The following is a 15,070-nucleotide window of genomic DNA, read 5'->3' on the forward strand; positions in this document are numbered from 1 at the left end:
GAGGCCTCAGCGGCGGGATCTCACCCCTCATTTCGTCAGTACGGTGGGTCAGTACGTAAAGTTCAGCACAGTCACGGTCCCGGCGGTGAGCTTGATCTTCTGCGTGCTTTCCCCATACTTGAAGCCAGGCACAGTCAGGCGATCAGCGATGGGCCGCGGCTCGGTGCGGGCTCCGTCAATAAGCGTCGCATCCTGAGCTGCATAGCTCGGTCCGGTGAGCTGGCTCATGGTCCCGGTCAGGGGCCTCCCCGGAAGCGTGATGCTTGCATCTATCTGGGCTGCCGTTTCCGGGTTGTTCTCATTGACGATCACCACAGTGGTGCTGCCGTTGGGGTTCTGCAGTGCGTAGCTGAACGCCAGGCCGCCGCCATTGCTCGCTAACTTGAGGAACTTGCCCTCACCCAGACCCGCCAGCATGGAAATCCCGAAGAAGTTGGCGCGGCCGGACATCTCTCCGTTGCCCTGCGGGTAGCTTCCCGCGCTGCAGATTGCTGACATGGGAGGCCCACCCTTGCAAGTCAGCATGGAACTGTGGAAGCCCACCTGGGTGATCCCCAGCTGGGCCGCGTTGAGGGCGTAATCAACCGTCCAGAGGGCCGAAGCATGCGTCTTTGATGTCTCGTTCGAGCCCGGGCAGGCAGCGATGCCCGTCTCGGGCAGCCAGGTTTCCAGCGCTGCTGCAGTGCCTGCCTTCAGCGCTGCCTGGTGATAGTCAGCGGCGCGGTCGTGCATCAGTTGGCTCATGAGGTTGGACATTGTGGGGGAGCCTTTAGGGTCCCCTCCATCGCAGCTGTACAGCGGATAGTGGTGGAAAGTGAGGATCTTCTTTTGCGGAATGTCGGCGTCGATAAAGGGCTGCCACCACTTCTGGTCATAGGCGCCCGGCCCTGCGATAGGCAGGTTCGGCGCCACAGCGTAGATGGCCTTGGCGTACGCCTGGAGTTCCGTCAGGTACTTTTCAAGGCTGTAGCCGTCTTTGCGCACACCGTTATCAACAAATCCGTTGGGTTCGTTGCCTACGGTGACGCTCAGCAGCCGCTCTCCCAGGATGGCGGTGGCGTGCTTCATCATGTCCGCCGCTCGCGCCGGATCATAGTGGCCAAGATCTACAGTGAGGCTCACCCTCGTACCCGTAGCTTCCAGCAACGTGTTGAGACGCGTCAGGTCTGCCGGTCCCACCGCGCGGGCAGGCTGCGCCGCACTGCCTGTGTAGCTGGCCGGAAGTGGCTCATTGGTGGACGTCCAGAAGAATCTTCTGTCCACGGCGTTTCCGCCAAAGCGCAACACCGGCTCGTCTAGATCGTTGAGCAGCTTGACCATCGAGGCATTGCTGGCACTAAGGTCCTCATCGCCGAGATCCGTAGCTTCAAGTGAGATCCCCGTCACTCCCTTGGGCAGAGGGCTTCCTTCCAGATCCCCGGAGACCTTCAGACTCAGCGGCTCAACACGCGTCAGCGGCGAGCCGGCCGGCGGTCCGACCTGGTCGTAGTAGTTCACAGCGGGGGCCGGTGGGAGGGCCGTTGTGCTTGTTGGAGCCGCAGAAGGGATTGGCTCTTCAACCACCTGGGCCGAAGCATCCGGGCGGAACAGTTGCGTAGCTAGCACCAGGGCGGCAACAACTACTATCGCGATCAGCGCAAATGGCCACCACTTCTGGAAGCCGCGCTTGTCACGGCCGCGTCTCTTCGTGGCAGGAAGGTCAGGGGGCAAGGGATCGGAACTGGGCATGCGCAGGTTTCTCCAACGTTTGGGTGGCTTAGGGTCAAGCCTAACCAATGCATGTGAACTGTCGGCTACCGGGACAGGTCTTGCGGGTCCCGTCCGCGTCGCGCGGAAGTCTCGCGGATGGGGATCCAGCAGGCCGCCGCGAGCACCAGCACACCGCCGGTGACGCCGAATGCCCAGCCGTAGCCGAGCCGGTCCGCCAGGACGCCCACCAGCACCGGTCCGGCAATGGCCCCGACGTCCGAGGTCATCTGGTAGGCCGCCAGGACCCGCCCGCCGGACCGCTCATTGCCAATGACATCCGCGACGGCGGCCTGCTGGGCAGGTCCCAGCAGGCCGGACCCCACCCCAGCCACAACCGATGCGGCGAGGAACCAGCCCAGGTGGGACGTGAAGCCGATGGCCGCCGTGGCGAGCCCGGCGACGAGGAGCCCCACGACCATCAACGGCCGCCTGCCCAGGCTGTCCGCCAGCCGGCCGGAGAACGTCAGTGCGGCGGCATTGCCCGCGGCGAAAACGGCCAGCGCAAGGCCGGCGGCCTCGGGACCGGCACCCAGCGCAGTAACGGCAAACAGCGGGACGGTGGCCATCCGCACACCAAAGGTGGCCCAGCCGTTGGCGAAGCTGGACAGCAACGCCGAGCGGTACACACCAATTCCCCAGGCCGCGGCGAAGCGCATGTCCGGGGCGCGGCCCACTGTGGACCGGTCCGCGGACGGCGCGTGGCTGAGTTGGGTCTGCACCACCGTGGCAGCAAGGATCAGCGCGGCGGCGTAGCAAAGGAACGGTACCCGCAAGCCGAATCCGGCGAGCAGCCCGCCCACCACCGGGCCCAGGACGCTGCCGATCAGGAACGCGGACGCGTAAGCGCCGGATACCCTGCCCCGGCTTTCCGGCGGCGCCAGCCGCACCACAAGGGCCATGGAAGCCACCGTGAACATCACGGAGCCCACACCGCCAAGCCCCCGGAAGACCAGGAGCTGCCAATAGTCCTGGGCAAAGGCGCACGCCGCGGTTGAAACAGCAACAATCAGCAGTCCAGCCACATAGACCGGCCGCTCACCCCATCGTCCGACCAGGACCCCGCCGGCCGGTGCGAACACCAGCCGCATAAAGGCGAAGATGCTCACGATCACGGCGGCCGCTGTTGCCCCGACGTCGAAAGTGGTGGCGAACTGCGGCAAGACCGGTGCCACCAGCCCAAAGCCGAGGGCAATCAGGAACGCCGCAGCGAGCATCACCTTGATGTCGCGCGGAAGCGTGGGCCTCTGCGGGCGGATAACGGACAAGATCCGCGCTGTGGCGCGGCTCACGCGTGATGGTGCCGTCATGGGGCGGGTTCCTTGCAAGGTAGGCAGCCGAGGGTCGGCGGCAGTGGTGAAACATAACCGTAACAAGCCAGATATGCACCATTTACTTCCGGGAGGTTGTTGTAACAAGCCAGCAATGTAAATCCTCTGCGGGCGAAACACGGCAGCGACAGACTCGATACAGGACGCAAAAGGCGTTAGTAAGGCGGAGCATTCCGCAGCATCGATCATAGGGAGGACGTGCACCATGGAACTTACCGCAGGTCACGTATGGCTCATGGTGGCAGCAGCACTCGTGCTGTTCATGACACCAGGTCTGGCATTTTTCTACGGCGGCATGACGCGCGCCAAAGCTGCACTGAACATGATGATGATGAGCTTCATCTCCATCGGCATGGTCGGCGTGGTCTGGGTCCTCTGGGGCGCTTCGATGAGCTCCGGCGAGGGCTTCCTGCAAATCGTCGGGAACCCGTTCGCCACGTTCGGCCTTGAAGGCATCACCACGCCGGACGGGCTCATCAAGGTCGGCTATGCCGCCACCTTCGCCATCATCACCGTCGCACTCATCAGTGGCGCGATCGCTGACCGCGCCAAGTTTGGCGCCTGGGCCCTCTTCGTCCCTGTCTGGGTCACCCTTGTCTACTGCCCGCTTGCCTACATGGTCTGGGGCGGAGGCCTCTTCGGCCCTGAAGGCGCAGTTGGCCAGGCACTCGGCCCGGCCATCGACTTCGCCGGCGGCACCGTGGTCCACATCAACGCCGGTGTGGCAGCCCTCGTCCTGGTCCTGATCATCGGCAACCGCCGCGGCTTCGGCAAGGACCCCAACCACCGCCCGCACAACATCCCGTTCGTGATGCTCGGTGCAGCCATCCTGTGGTTCGGCTGGTTCGGCTTCAACGGCGGCGCGGCCACCACTGCTGAGCAGGGCGGCCTGATCTGGGTCAACACCCTCGCAGCCCCGGCCGCGGCAATGCTCGGCTGGCTCGTCACCGAACGTATCCGCGACGGCCACCCCACTTCCCTTGGTGCTGCCTCCGGTGTGGTTGCCGGCCTGGTCGCCATCACCCCGGCCTGTGCCAACGTCAGCCCGGTGGGCGCGCTCGGTCTCGGTGTCATCGCCGGTGTCGCCTCGGCCCTGGCTGTCGGCCTCAAGTTCCGCTGGGGCTTCGATGACTCCCTGGATGTTGTGGGCGTTCACTTGGTCTCCGGCATCATCGGAACGGTTGCCCTGGGCTTCATTGCCCTCCCCACCGACGGTGTGGGCGGTGGCCTCTTCTACGGCGGCGGCGCGACCCAGCTTTGGGCCCAGCTCGCAGCAGCGGGCATCGCCATCGCTTACTCGGCCATCCTCACCGCAATCATCGCCTTCGCCATCCACAAGACCATGGGCTTCCGCGTCTCGCAGGAGCAGGAAGTCGTTGGTGTTGACCTCAGCCTTCACGCCGAGACGGCGTACGAGTTCGGAGTGGGCGGCCACGGCGGGAGCTTCCAGCCGCTCCACGAACTGATCAAGGGCAAGGGCTCGGCCGCTGACGGCGCAAAGAAGACCGAACCGGCAGCGGGCAAGGAAAGCGTAGAAGCATGAAACTGATCACAGCTATTGTCCGCCCGGAGAAGCTCGAAGCCATCCGGGAGGGCCTGGAGTCCTACGGCGTCCAGGGGCTGACGGTCAGCGCGGCCAGCGGCTACGGCCGCCAGCGCGGCTACACGGAGGTCTACCGCGGAGCTGAATACAACGTGGACCTCCTGCCCAAGATCCGGGTTGAAGTCCTCGCCACGGACGAACAGGCCGATGACATCCTGGACGTCATCATCGCCAGCTCCAACACCGGCCGCGCGGGCGATGGCAAGGTCTGGACCGTGGAGGTCTTCGAAGCGGTAAGGGTCCGGACTGGCGAACGCGGCGTCGCCGCCATCTAGCTGTTCCAGAAATCTATTGATCCACGCGGACGAGCGGGCAGGGAACCTCGAAAGGTTCCCTGCCCGCTCTTTTTGTTCTGGCATACCCAGCCGGCGCTTACCCAAGCAGCACTTAGCCAGCCGCCGCGGAACCGGGCCATCCGGCGGGACCGGCCGAACCGGCGTCGTACTTTTCCAGCGGCACCGTGCCCCGATGCCAGGCCTTCAGCACGGGCTCAAGAATCCGCCAGCATTCCTCCGCGGTGTCGCCGCGCACCGAGAGCAGCGGGTCGCCGCTCAGGACGCCCTCCAGCACTTCGCCATAGGGCAGCAGCTCAGAAGCGCTCAGCTCCGCATTCAGCGTTGTGCGGCTCAGGCTGAAGATGCTGCCGGGGCCGTTGACGTCGACGTCGAACGCCAGGGTATCCGGCCCGAACCCGATCCGCAGCTGGTTGGGGGAGTCAACGCCGGTGAATCCTCCCGGCAGATGCGGGACAGGGCGGAACGTGACCACGGCTTCCTTGCGCTTCACCCCGAGGGCCTTGCCCGAACGCAGGATGAACGGGACCCCCTTCCAGCGCCAGTTGTCGATGTCCACCCGGACTTCCGCCAGAGTCTCGGTCCCGCGGGCTGCGTCCACCCCTTCTTCCTGCGTATAGTCCGGGACGTTCCTGCCGGCAATCGAACCTGCCGTGTACGTGGCCCGGCGCGTGGATTTGGCGTACGGCGCGCTGATGCTGCTGGCGCGCAGCACGGCGGCGATGGCGTCCCGGAGGTCCCGCTCCCCGATGGTGGCCGGCGGCTCAATGGCCATCAGTGCCATGATCTGCAGCAGGTGGCTCTGGATCATGTCGCGCAGGGCGCCGGCATTGTCGTAATACCTCGCCCTTCCCTCCAATGCCAGGTCCTCGTCGAAGATGATCTCGACCTTTTCCACGTGATCGCGGTTCCAGACGGGTTCCAAAAAATTGTTCGCAAAACGCAGGCCCAGGATGTTCAGCACCGTCGCCTTGCCCAGGAAATGGTCCACCCGGTGGATGTGGTCCTCCGGCACCAGGGCGGCGAGCGTGTGGTTAAGGGAACGGGCCGAAGCAACACTTGCGCCGAAGGGCTTCTCCATTACCAGCCGTGTTCCGGCCGGCACCTGGTCACGGTGCAGGGACTCGCAGGCCAGCTGGCTGACATGGGGAGGCAGTGCAAAATAGATCGCGGTGGGGCCTTCGAGCCCGGCCAACAATGCCGCCAGGGCCCCGTCAGCCGTAACATCAAGCTGGTGGTAGGGAGTGGCCTTCGCCAAGGCGGTGAGTGCCTTTTTTCCAGCCGCGTCGGCGGCCTCCGCGGCGGGGGCGAAGGCTTCGTGGACCCGGGTCCGCCACTGTTCCGGCGTCCAGGCATCGGAGCCGGCGCCCACCAGGGTCAGGCCATCGGCGCGGCCGCTCGCCACCAGCCGGGCCAGTCCCGGGAGCAGGAGGCGTCCCGTCAGATCGCCTGAGGCACCCAGAATGAGCAGGGTTTTTACACTTGTTTGGCTCGTCACCCTGCCAGCATGCCATCCGGCAAGCCCGACTTGGTACCCTAGATAGTCGAGTCCCCCCTGTAAATCCACTGAAAGAAGTGCGCGGCGCGTGTTCAATTCACTCTCTGACCGGTTGACAGCAACCTTCAAGAATCTCCGTGGCAAGGGCCGCCTCACTGAGGCCGACGTCGATGCCACAGTCCGGGAGATCCGCCGCGCCCTCCTCGATGCCGACGTCGCCGTTCCCGTGGTGCGTGAGTTTACGGCCCGCGTCCGCGAGCGTGCCCTCGGGGCAGAGGTATCGGGGGCGCTGAACCCCAGCCAGCAGATCGTCAAGATCGTCAATGAGGAACTCGTTGAGATCCTCGGTGGCGAGACCCGCCGGATCCGCCTGGCCAAGACCGGCCCCACCATCATCATGCTGGCCGGCCTCCAGGGTGCCGGTAAGACCACCCTCGCGGGCAAGCTCGCCAAATGGCTCAAGGCCCAAGGCCACAGCCCCCTCCTGGTGGCATGTGATCTCCAGCGGCCCAATGCCGTCACACAGCTCCAGGTTGTCGGCAACCGCGCCGGCGTGCCCGTTTTCGCGCCGCACCCCGGAGCCACCTCGGAACTGGAGCACCCCGCCGGTGACCCGGTCGCCGTCGCCCGCGGCGGCGTCGAGGAAGCGCGCCAGAAGCTGCACGACGTCGTGATTGTCGACACCGCCGGGCGCCTCGGTGTTGACGCCGAGATGATGGAGCAGGCGAGCGAGATCCGCCGCGCCATCGTCCCCAATGAAGTGCTGTTCGTGATCGACGCCATGATCGGGCAGGACGCCGTGAACACGGCTGTGGCGTTTGACGAGGGTGTGAACTTCACCGGAATCGTGCTGTCAAAGCTCGACGGCGACGCCCGCGGCGGTGCCGCACTCTCGGTTGCGTCGGTCACCGGTAAGCCGGTTATGTTCGCCTCCACCGGCGAAGGCGTGGATGACTTTGAGCTGTTCCACCCGGACCGCATGGCCTCCCGCATCCTGGACATGGGTGACGTCCTCACCCTGATCGAGCAGGCCGAAAAGAACTGGGACAAGGACGAAGCCGCCCGGATGGCGAAGAAATTCGCCGACCAGGAAGACTTCACCCTGGACGACTTCCTCTCCCAGATGCAGCAGATCCGCAACATGGGCTCCATGAAAAAGATGCTCATGATGATGCCCGGTGCGCAGAACATCCGTGAGCAGCTGGAGAACTTTGACGAGCGCGAGATCGACCGTGTCGAAGCGATCGTGCGTTCCATGACGCCGCACGAACGCGTCGCCCCGAAGATCATCAACGGCTCCCGCCGGGCACGCATTGCCCGGGGTTCCGGCGTGCATGTCTCCGAGGTCAACGGCCTGCTGGAGCGCTTCGGCCAGGCCCAGAAGATGATGAAGAAGATGGCCCAGGGCGGCGGCATGCCCGGAATGCCCGGGATGCCTGGCATGGGCGGCCCCGGCGGCGCGCGGAAGGGCGGCAAGAACGCCCCGAAGAAGAAGGCCCGCTCAGGCAACCCTGCCAAGGCTGCCCAGGAGCTGAAGGACGCCGAGGCCCGGCGGGCCGGGGCGGCGAAGGCGCTCCCCACGGGGGCGGCGTTCGGCCAGCAGGCCGGCGACTTCGACCCGTCGCAGCTGAACCTGCCCAAGGGATTCGACAAGTTCCTCGGCAAGTAGCCACCCCTCCCGGCTGGGTAGCAGGCGTCGTTGTGGGCACTCATAACGACACTGGCAGCTGCCCAATTGGGATGTCGGTGCCGTGGAATAGGGTTGGGTCATGTTCAAACAGCGGGTAGTATTCGTGCACGGCGCCGGACCTTTCGGTGCCGCGGCGTGGCTGCGCCAGCACGGCATGGCGCTGACGTACGACGCCCTGTTCCTTCGGCGGCACGGTTTTGACCCCGTCGCTGAACCCGTAGAGTCCTCGTTCGCTGAAGACACCGCCATCATCCTGCGCTCACTTGCCGATGACGGCCGCGGGGCTACTGGGGGCCATGTTGTTGCCCACGCCGAGGGCGCGATTGCGGCCATGATGGCTGCCGTCGAACGCCCCGAACTGGTGTATTCCCTCACGCTGGTAGAACCGGCGTGCCTGTCCCTGACCGCCGAACTGCCTGCCACGGCCGCACACCGCGCCCTGATGCAACCGCTGTTCGACGTCCGGCGCCAGCTCAGCGATGAAGACTTCCAGCGTGAGTTCGTGCGGCGAATGTTCGCGGCGGACCTGCAGGAGCCCGCCACGCCGGAGGAAAAACGGTCGGCGCGCCGGCTCCGGTTGCAGGCGCCGTCCTGGGAGGCCCCGCTGCACATAGTTCCGGGCGTCCCCACCATGGTCCTGACGGGTGGGTGGGAACCGCTCTACGAGGAAATCGCCGGATATCTGCAGGAAACCGGTGCCCTGCACCGCATCGCTGCGGGAGGACACCGGCCCCAGGACTCTGCCGAAGGTGACCGTGCCGTCCGGTCCTTCATCGCCGACGTCGGCAGGTCACGCTCGGTTCAGGCTTCCTGAGCCGTCAGTTCCCGGCCGGGATCCGAAGCTCGGGGAGGTAGACCTTCCCGCCGGCGGCCAGGAACTCCGCACTCTTTTCGCGCATCCCGCTGTAGGCCTCGGCGATGGCCGCCTGCGAATCGGCGGAACCGTATTCGTCCCTGATGTCCTGGCTGATCTTCATGGAGCAGAACTTCGGGCCGCACATGGAGCAGAAGTGGGCGGTTTTGGCCGGTTCGGCCGGCAGCGTCTCGTCATGGAAGGCCTCCGCCGTGACCGGATCCAGGGACAGCGCGAACTGGTCGCGCCAGCGGAACTCGAACCGGGCCTTGGACAGGGCATCATCCCGCTCATGGGCGCCGGGGTGGCCCTTGGCAAGGTCTGCTGCGTGGGCGGCGATCTTGTAGGTGATCACTCCGGTCTTCACATCGTCCTTGTTCGGCAGGCCAAGGTGTTCCTTGGGCGTGACGTAACAAAGCATGGCCGTGCCGTACCGGGCGATTTCGGTGGCGCCGATGGCGGACGTGATGTGGTCGTAGCCGGGGGCAATATCCGTGACCAGCGGCCCCAGCGTGTAGAACGGGGCGCCCTTGCAGAGTTCCTGCTGGCGTTCCACGTTCTCCCGCACCAGGTGGAACGGGACGTGCCCGGGACCTTCCACCATGACCTGCACGTCGAATTCCCACGCCCGCTGGGTCAGTTCAGCCAGGGTGTCCAGCTCGGCGAATTGGGCGGCGTCGTTGGCGTCCGCCGTCGCCCCCGGGCGCAGTCCGTCGCCCAGGGAGAACGCGACGTCGTACTTGGCGAAGATTTCGCACAGCTCGTCGAAGTGGGTGTAGAGGAAGTTCTCCTGGTGGTGGGCCAGGCACCAGCCCGCCATGATCGCACCGCCCCGGGAGACGATGCCGGTGACGCGGTTGGCCGTCAGCGGCACGTAACGCAGCAGCACACCGGCGTGGATGGTCATGTAGTCCACGCCCTGCTCGCACTGCTCAATGACCGTGTCCCGGAAAATTTCCCAGGTCAGAGCATTGGCCTCGCCGTTGACCTTCTCCAGCGCCTGGTAGATGGGCACCGTGCCGATGGGGACGGGGGCGTTGCGGATGAGCCATTCGCGGGTGGTGTGGATGTCATCGCCGGTGGACAGGTCCATCACGGTGTCGGCGCCCCACTGGGTGGCCCACTGGAGTTTGTCCACCTCCTCGGCGATGGAGCTGGTCACCGCGGAGTTGCCGATGTTCGCGTTAATCTTCACCAGGAAGGCCTTGCCGATGATCATCGGTTCGGATTCCGGGTGGTTGATGTTGTTGGGGATGATGGCCCGTCCGGCCGCCACTTCGCTGCGGACCAGTTCCACGTCGCAGTTCTCGCGGAGGGCAACGAACTGCATCTCGGGGGTGATGACACCCTGCCGCGCGTAGTGCATCTGGGTGACGGTCCGGCCGTCGATGGCGCGGCGGGGCACCGGCTGTGCACCCTTCCACTCTGCGGAGGCTGCGCCGCGGCGCACCGCCGACTTGCCGTCGTCGAGCAGGTTCCGTTCCCGTCCGCTGTAGGGCTCGGTATCGCCGCGGGCGGCGATCCACTCCGAGCGGAACGGGTTGAGGCCCACCACAGGATCGCTGCCCGGACCGGCCGTGCGGTAGGTCCGGAAAGGCCCGTTCGCCTCGCCTTTCGGCGACGGTTCCAGCGCGATCTCCGTCACGGGAACCCGGATCCCGGTGGCGTCATCAGTGATAAACGCCAGCGAGTGGGACTTCAGTGACTGGGTTTCAGGCTGGAGCGTTTGATCCACGTCGGTTTCATTTTGGACGGCGATCAGCTGTGTTTCTTGTGTATTCAATGAATACTCACTTCCTTCGCCGGCATTACCCGGACAGGTTCAACGGTCGCAGGCTGCGTCAGCCCGATCTCAGCCCGTGCAAGGGCTCCCGTGTGGTCAAGTCGAAGCTACCACAGGCCGAGGGTGGACTGGTGACAGCAATCACGGGAAAGCGGTCGCAATCAGTCTGCTTCGCCACTTGAATTAAATTGAAGCTTCAAGTAAATTAGAACCATAGCCGCCTTCCATCCGAAGGCCAACGGACCGGGAGTGTTCAAATGACTGCGGAAGCCACCAGCCGGGATCTCCTTCCTGCCGACCTCTCCATGGGCACCGTGATGCTCAAGGTGGGCGACATGAAGCTGATGACCGACTACTACCAGCGTGCGCTCGGCCTGGAGGTCGTCGCAGAACAGGACGGCGGCGTCTATCTTGGCCGCCTTCAACGCCCGCTGGTCCATCTCGCGGCCGCCCCGTCCTTGAATCTGCCTGGCAGGGGAGAGGCCGGGCTGTTCCACACCGCACTGCTGTTTGACGACCAGGCTTCGCTGGCCGCCACGGTAGCCACCGCCGCCCAGTACGAACCCCGGTCCTTCACCGGCAGCGCCGACCACCTCGTCAGCGAGGCCTTCTACTTCAATGACCCCGAAGGCAACGGCATCGAACTGTACTGGGACAGGCCCCGCGAAAACTGGTCCTGGAACGGGAAGGCTGTAGTGATGGACAGCCTGGCACTGCCGCCGCAGCGCTACCTCGAGCAGCACCTGACCCAGGAATCCGTGGCCGGCCAGCGGGCCAGCGAAGCCGGCGTGGGCCACGTCCACCTCCAGGTGGGCGACGTCCAGTCAGCGCACGATTTCTACGTGGGCACGCTGGGCTTCGAAAAGACCGCCGGCTGGCACGGGCAGGCGCTGTTTGTCTCCGCGGGCCGGTATCACCACCACATGGCCATGAACGTCTGGAACAGCCGCGGAGCCGGTCCCCGCAAGGACACCCTGGGCCTCGGCGAAGTGCTCATCGAGGTCCCTTCCGGGGATGACGTCGGAGCGCTCGCCGACCGCCTGAAGGTCGCCGGTGTAGCCTCGCACCACACGGGCGCCGAGCTTCGCTTCGAGGACCCGTGGCGCAACAATATCCGTGTCGCCGTCCGCTGAGTGCGGATGCCAAATGTGCGGACTGCCTTGTACTAGGCTGATTCTGAACGGCCGGGGCGGCACTTGCTGCTGCCCTTCCAGGCCGCACCGTCGACGGAATGAGGGCTGTTCCCATGGGCTTCACTGAAATTTTTGTTTCCACTCACGATGCCGCGCTGAAGCGGGCGGACGTCCTGGATGCAGGCGGCTCCCCGGCGGGCCAGGCCCTGCGGATTCCCGGAATCAGCGATTTCGAAATCGAGCAGCTTGGCGATCTTGCCGGCGTTGCGGTGCACGCCGGTGGCGCGGACTACGAACTGGCCATGGTTGACGTGGCCAGTGATTCCCTCCTCGGGGTCCCGCCGGCCATGGTGCGTGCGCTCGCGGACCTGCTCAGCTACGAGACTGAAGGCGAAGGCAATGTCCTGGACGACGTCGCTGAAAAGTGGGCCGCCCAGGATGACATGCCGTTCGGCGTGGCCGAGGCCCGGACGTATGTCCAGCAGTTCGCTGAGCTGGCCAACTCCGTCGATGACGCCGCACGCACAGGGGTGTATGTCTGGTCGTCGTAGGCCGGCCGTGGCCCGCCGGGTCCGCGCGGCTGCCCCATCCCGACGTGTCAAGTCGAAATCCGGACGCTGATCTGGCACAATAAACAGGTACTCGATCTGCGTGGCCCCTCTCTCCGCGTCCGGATCCTGTCCTTCGAACCCTCAAGTATGGCCCGCCCCACGGGTGCAGAACGTCGGTTCACCCCTTTTCTGAAACAGGAGTGACCACAAAAGTGGCCGTAAAGATTCGCCTTAAGCGCTTTGGCAAGATGCGCGCACCGTACTACCGCATCGTCGTCATGGACGCACGCTCCAAGCGTGACGGCCGTGCCATCGAAGAGATCGGCAAGTACCACCCCACCGAAGAGCCCTCATACATCGAGGTGGACACGGACCGTGCCCAGTACTGGCTCGGCGTCGGCGCACAGCCGTCCGAGCAGGTTGCCGCGATCCTGAAGATCACCGGTGACTGGCAGAAGTTCAAGGGCCTGCCGGGCCAGGAAGGCACCCTGAAGACCAAGGCTCCGAAGGCTGCCTTTGTTGCCCCGGAAAAGGGTTCCGTGATCATCCCGGAAGCCATCACCAAGAAGTCGAAGCAGTCTGACGCAGCCGAGGCCCCGGCCGAGGCAGAGACCACCGAGGCTGAGTAGATTGCTGGCAGAAGCGCTCGAACACCTCGTCCGGGGAATCGTTGATTCGCCGGAAGATGTCAAGGTCAGCTCGAAGAACAACCGCCGCGGGGACACCCTCGAGGTTCGTGTTCATCAGGATGACCTGGGACGGGTGATCGGCCGCCAGGGCCGCACAGCACGGGCATTGCGCACCGTTGTGGCGGCACTGGCAGACGGCGAGCCGGTCAGGGTCGACGTCGTCGACACCGACCGCCGCCGCTAAGCGCTCGGCAACATCAGTTTTTTGCTCCGGCCCTTCCACCAGCAACGGTGGAGGGGCCGGAGTGCTTTCACCACATCGCCCAATCCCGGCACGATCACAGACAGAGGAACAGATGCAGCTTCAGGTGGCACGAATCGGCAAACCGCATGGAATCCGCGGCGAAGTGACGGTCCAGGTGCTGACCGACGCTCCGGGGGACCGGTTTGTTCCCGGTACCGAGTTTGTGGTGGAGCCTGCATCGGCCGGCCCGCTCATTGTTGAGGGTGCGCGCTGGAACAAGGACATCCTGCTCCTCGCATTCGAAGGAATCGAGACCCGCAACCAGGCAGAGACCCTGCGCGGCGCCAAGCTTTTCATCGAAACCGAAGAGCTGGACGAGGACGACGACGAAGGCTGGTACGAGCACGAACTGGTAGGGCTCGAGGCGCGCGTCGGGTCGCAGGTGGTCGGCAAGATCGCTGCCCTGCACACCTTGCCCGTCCAGGACCTGCTCGTGGTTGAAACGCCGGACGGCAAGGAAATCCTTGTCCCGTTTGTGCAGCAGATCGTTCCGGAGGTCAATGTGGCCGATGGCTTCGTCCTGCTGACGCCGCCGGACGGTCTCTTTGAGGTCAACGACGGCGAAGCCGGCCCCGGTGAAGCGGAGGAAAACGCGTAGATGAGAATCGACGTCGTCAGTATCTTCCCGGAGTACCTGGCGCCCCTGGAGCTCTCGCTCATTGGCAAGGCCCGCCAGGACGGCCTGTTGGACCTGCGCGTCCATAACCTGCGTGATTTCACCACCGACAAGCACCGCTCAGTGGACGACACCCCGTACGGCGGCGGCGCCGGCATGGTGATGAAGCCTGAGCCTTGGGCGCAGGCGTTGGCTGCTGTTGCCGCAGCTGCTGTCGCCGGATCCGGTGAAGCCGCAGGGGGCGCCGAGGCCACGGCGGCCGAGCCCGCCAAACCGGTTCTGATCGTCCCGTCGCCGGCAGGGGAGCGCTTCAACCAGGCCCTGGCCCATGAGCTCGCAGAAGAGGACCAGCTGGTTTTTGCCTGCGGCCGCTATGAGGGCATCGACGAGCGTGTCATCGAGTGGGCGGATGAGCACTTCACGGTGCGCCCCATGAGCCTTGGTGACTATGTGCTGAACGGCGGCGAAGTGGCCGTTTTGGCCATGGTCGAAGCCATCGGCAGGCTGCTGCCAGGCGTTGTGGGCAACCCTGATTCCCTGGTGGAGGAGTCGCATTCGGACGGGCTACTGGAATACCCCGTGTATACCAAGCCCGCCAGCTGGCGGGACCGGGAAGTCCCGGCAGTGCTGCTGAGCGGCAACCACGGGAAGATCGCGCAGTGGCGCCGCCACGAGCAGTACCGGCGGACGGCGGAACGCCGTCCGGACCTCCTGGAAACGTTCGACGCCGGGAAGCTGCCACGTGCCGACCGGACGGCTTTCGCCGACCTCGGATACGAGGTCGTCGACGGTCACCTCCTGGCGCGGCGGCAGGCCGATACCAGCACGGACACCGGAACCGACGCCTCAACCTGAACCGGCGCGTCTGTGGTCCAAGGCGATTGGCTGTAGGCCCGCGAGTGTGGCAAAATTAGTCTTTGTGTCTGCTGGGTCCGCACCTGCCACAGGGGGAGCGCAACCAACAGCTGGACACCCCGGGACCTTCAATCAGTGAAGGAACCGGCCCCACTTAATTTTCGGCGGTAATTTCCGGTACTTCC

At 65.0% G+C, this 15,070-nt stretch carries 14 protein-coding genes and 1 riboswitch; of the genes, 10 read left to right on the forward strand and 4 right to left on the reverse strand.

Annotated elements, in window-relative coordinates:
• Positions 1–48: 48 nt before the first annotated feature.
• Together ACX80X_RS15585 and ACX80X_RS15590 are read right to left on the reverse strand one after the other, a co-directional pair.
• Positions 49–1,728, reverse strand: coding sequence for a hypothetical protein (locus tag ACX80X_RS15585; protein ID WP_252601610.1), 1,680 nt, complete (start codon positions 1,726–1,728; stop codon positions 49–51).
• A 65-nt stretch (positions 1,729–1,793) separates the two neighbouring features.
• A complete protein-coding gene (locus tag ACX80X_RS15590) occupies positions 1,794–3,056 on the reverse strand; it encodes an MFS transporter (RefSeq protein WP_252601607.1) in 1,263 nt (420 codons plus the stop codon).
• A gap of 226 nt (positions 3,057–3,282) precedes the next feature.
• On the opposite strand from ACX80X_RS15590, the gene ACX80X_RS15595 reads away from it, so the two are divergent.
• Together ACX80X_RS15595 and ACX80X_RS15600 are read left to right on the forward strand one after the other, a co-directional pair.
• Positions 3,283–4,620: an ammonium transporter gene (locus ACX80X_RS15595; RefSeq protein ID WP_252601604.1), complete on the forward strand. Its 1,338-nt coding sequence runs from the start codon at positions 3,283–3,285 to the stop codon at positions 4,618–4,620.
• Positions 4,617–4,955 carry a P-II family nitrogen regulator gene (locus ACX80X_RS15600; protein WP_252601601.1) on the forward strand — a complete coding sequence of 113 codons (339 nt, stop codon included), beginning with the start codon at positions 4,617–4,619 and terminating at the stop codon, positions 4,953–4,955. Before ACX80X_RS15595 ends, ACX80X_RS15600 begins: the two co-directional genes overlap by 4 nt.
• A 112-nt stretch (positions 4,956–5,067) precedes the next feature.
• On the opposite strand, the gene ACX80X_RS15605 is transcribed toward ACX80X_RS15600, so the two are convergent.
• A complete protein-coding gene (locus ACX80X_RS15605) occupies positions 5,068–6,471 on the reverse strand; it encodes a glucose-6-phosphate dehydrogenase (protein WP_252601598.1) in 1,404 nt (467 codons plus the stop codon).
• Positions 6,472–6,559: 88 nt separating this feature from the next.
• On the opposite strand from ACX80X_RS15605, the gene ffh reads away from it, so the two are divergent.
• Together ffh and ACX80X_RS15615 are read left to right on the forward strand one after the other, a co-directional pair.
• On the forward strand, positions 6,560–8,140 hold the full coding sequence (gene ffh / locus ACX80X_RS15610) for a signal recognition particle protein (RefSeq protein ID WP_252601595.1): 1,581 nt from the start codon (positions 6,560–6,562) through the stop codon (positions 8,138–8,140).
• A 100-nt stretch (positions 8,141–8,240) separates the two neighbouring features.
• Positions 8,241–8,975 (forward strand): alpha/beta fold hydrolase, encoded by a 735-nt coding sequence (locus tag ACX80X_RS15615; protein WP_252601592.1) that lies wholly within the window; start codon positions 8,241–8,243, stop codon positions 8,973–8,975.
• A 4-nt stretch (positions 8,976–8,979) separates the two neighbouring features.
• Here the strand turns inward: ACX80X_RS15615 and thiC are convergent, their stop codons facing one another.
• On the reverse strand, positions 8,980–10,749 hold the full coding sequence (gene thiC, locus ACX80X_RS15620) for a phosphomethylpyrimidine synthase ThiC (RefSeq protein ID WP_459312589.1): 1,770 nt from the start codon (positions 10,747–10,749) through the stop codon (positions 8,980–8,982).
• 42 nt (positions 10,750–10,791) lie between these two features.
• A riboswitch (TPP riboswitch) is annotated at positions 10,792–10,899 on the reverse strand.
• 155 nt (positions 10,900–11,054) lie between these two features.
• Here thiC and ACX80X_RS15625 point away from each other — a divergent pair.
• The 6 genes from ACX80X_RS15625 (at position 11,055) to trmD (ending at position 14,885) form a co-directional block, all read left to right on the forward strand.
• Positions 11,055–11,930, forward strand: a complete 876-nt coding sequence (locus tag ACX80X_RS15625; protein WP_252601589.1) for a VOC family protein — start codon at positions 11,055–11,057, stop codon at positions 11,928–11,930.
• A gap of 113 nt (positions 11,931–12,043) precedes the next feature.
• Positions 12,044–12,481, forward strand: coding sequence for a hypothetical protein (locus tag ACX80X_RS15630; protein ID WP_200950819.1), 438 nt, complete (start codon positions 12,044–12,046; stop codon positions 12,479–12,481).
• Between the two features lie 212 nt (positions 12,482–12,693).
• The gene (gene rpsP, locus ACX80X_RS15635; protein ID WP_056349101.1) at positions 12,694–13,110 is read left to right on the forward strand and encodes a 30S ribosomal protein S16; all 417 of its coding nucleotides are present in this window, start codon (positions 12,694–12,696) and stop codon (positions 13,108–13,110) included.
• A 1-nt stretch (position 13,111) separates the two neighbouring features.
• Positions 13,112–13,354, forward strand: coding sequence for an RNA-binding protein (locus tag ACX80X_RS15640; RefSeq protein WP_056349097.1), 243 nt, complete (start codon positions 13,112–13,114; stop codon positions 13,352–13,354).
• Positions 13,355–13,466: 112 nt separating this feature from the next.
• Positions 13,467–14,012 carry a ribosome maturation factor RimM gene (gene rimM / locus ACX80X_RS15645; protein ID WP_252601587.1) on the forward strand — a complete coding sequence of 182 codons (546 nt, stop codon included), beginning with the start codon at positions 13,467–13,469 and terminating at the stop codon, positions 14,010–14,012.
• Positions 14,013–14,885, forward strand: coding sequence for a tRNA (guanosine(37)-N1)-methyltransferase TrmD (trmD, locus tag ACX80X_RS15650; protein ID WP_252601585.1), 873 nt, complete (start codon positions 14,013–14,015; stop codon positions 14,883–14,885).
• The last annotated feature ends 185 nt before the right edge of the window (positions 14,886–15,070 follow it).

The organism is Pseudarthrobacter sp. MDT3-1, assembly GCF_054510755.1.

What these genes read in the sequence shown, in the direction of transcription:
- ACX80X_RS15585 (WP_252601610.1), bottom strand. Translation starts at nt 1,728, where the DNA reads ATGCCCAGTTCCGATCCCTTGCCCCCTGACCTTCCTGCCACGAAGAGA.
- ACX80X_RS15590 (WP_252601607.1), bottom strand. Translation starts at nt 3,056, where the DNA reads ATGACGGCACCATCACGCGTGAGCCGCGCCACAGCGCGGATCTTGTCC.
- ACX80X_RS15595 (WP_252601604.1), top strand. Translation starts at nt 3,283, where the DNA reads ATGGAACTTACCGCAGGTCACGTATGGCTCATGGTGGCAGCAGCACTC.
- ACX80X_RS15600 (WP_252601601.1), top strand. Translation starts at nt 4,617, where the DNA reads ATGAAACTGATCACAGCTATTGTCCGCCCGGAGAAGCTCGAAGCCATC.
- ACX80X_RS15615 (WP_252601592.1), top strand. Translation starts at nt 8,241, where the DNA reads ATGTTCAAACAGCGGGTAGTATTCGTGCACGGCGCCGGACCTTTCGGT.
- ACX80X_RS15625 (WP_252601589.1), top strand. Translation starts at nt 11,055, where the DNA reads ATGACTGCGGAAGCCACCAGCCGGGATCTCCTTCCTGCCGACCTCTCC.
- ACX80X_RS15630 (WP_200950819.1), top strand. Translation starts at nt 12,044, where the DNA reads ATGGGCTTCACTGAAATTTTTGTTTCCACTCACGATGCCGCGCTGAAG.
- rimM (WP_252601587.1), top strand. Translation starts at nt 13,467, where the DNA reads ATGCAGCTTCAGGTGGCACGAATCGGCAAACCGCATGGAATCCGCGGC.
- trmD (WP_252601585.1), top strand. Translation starts at nt 14,013, where the DNA reads ATGAGAATCGACGTCGTCAGTATCTTCCCGGAGTACCTGGCGCCCCTG.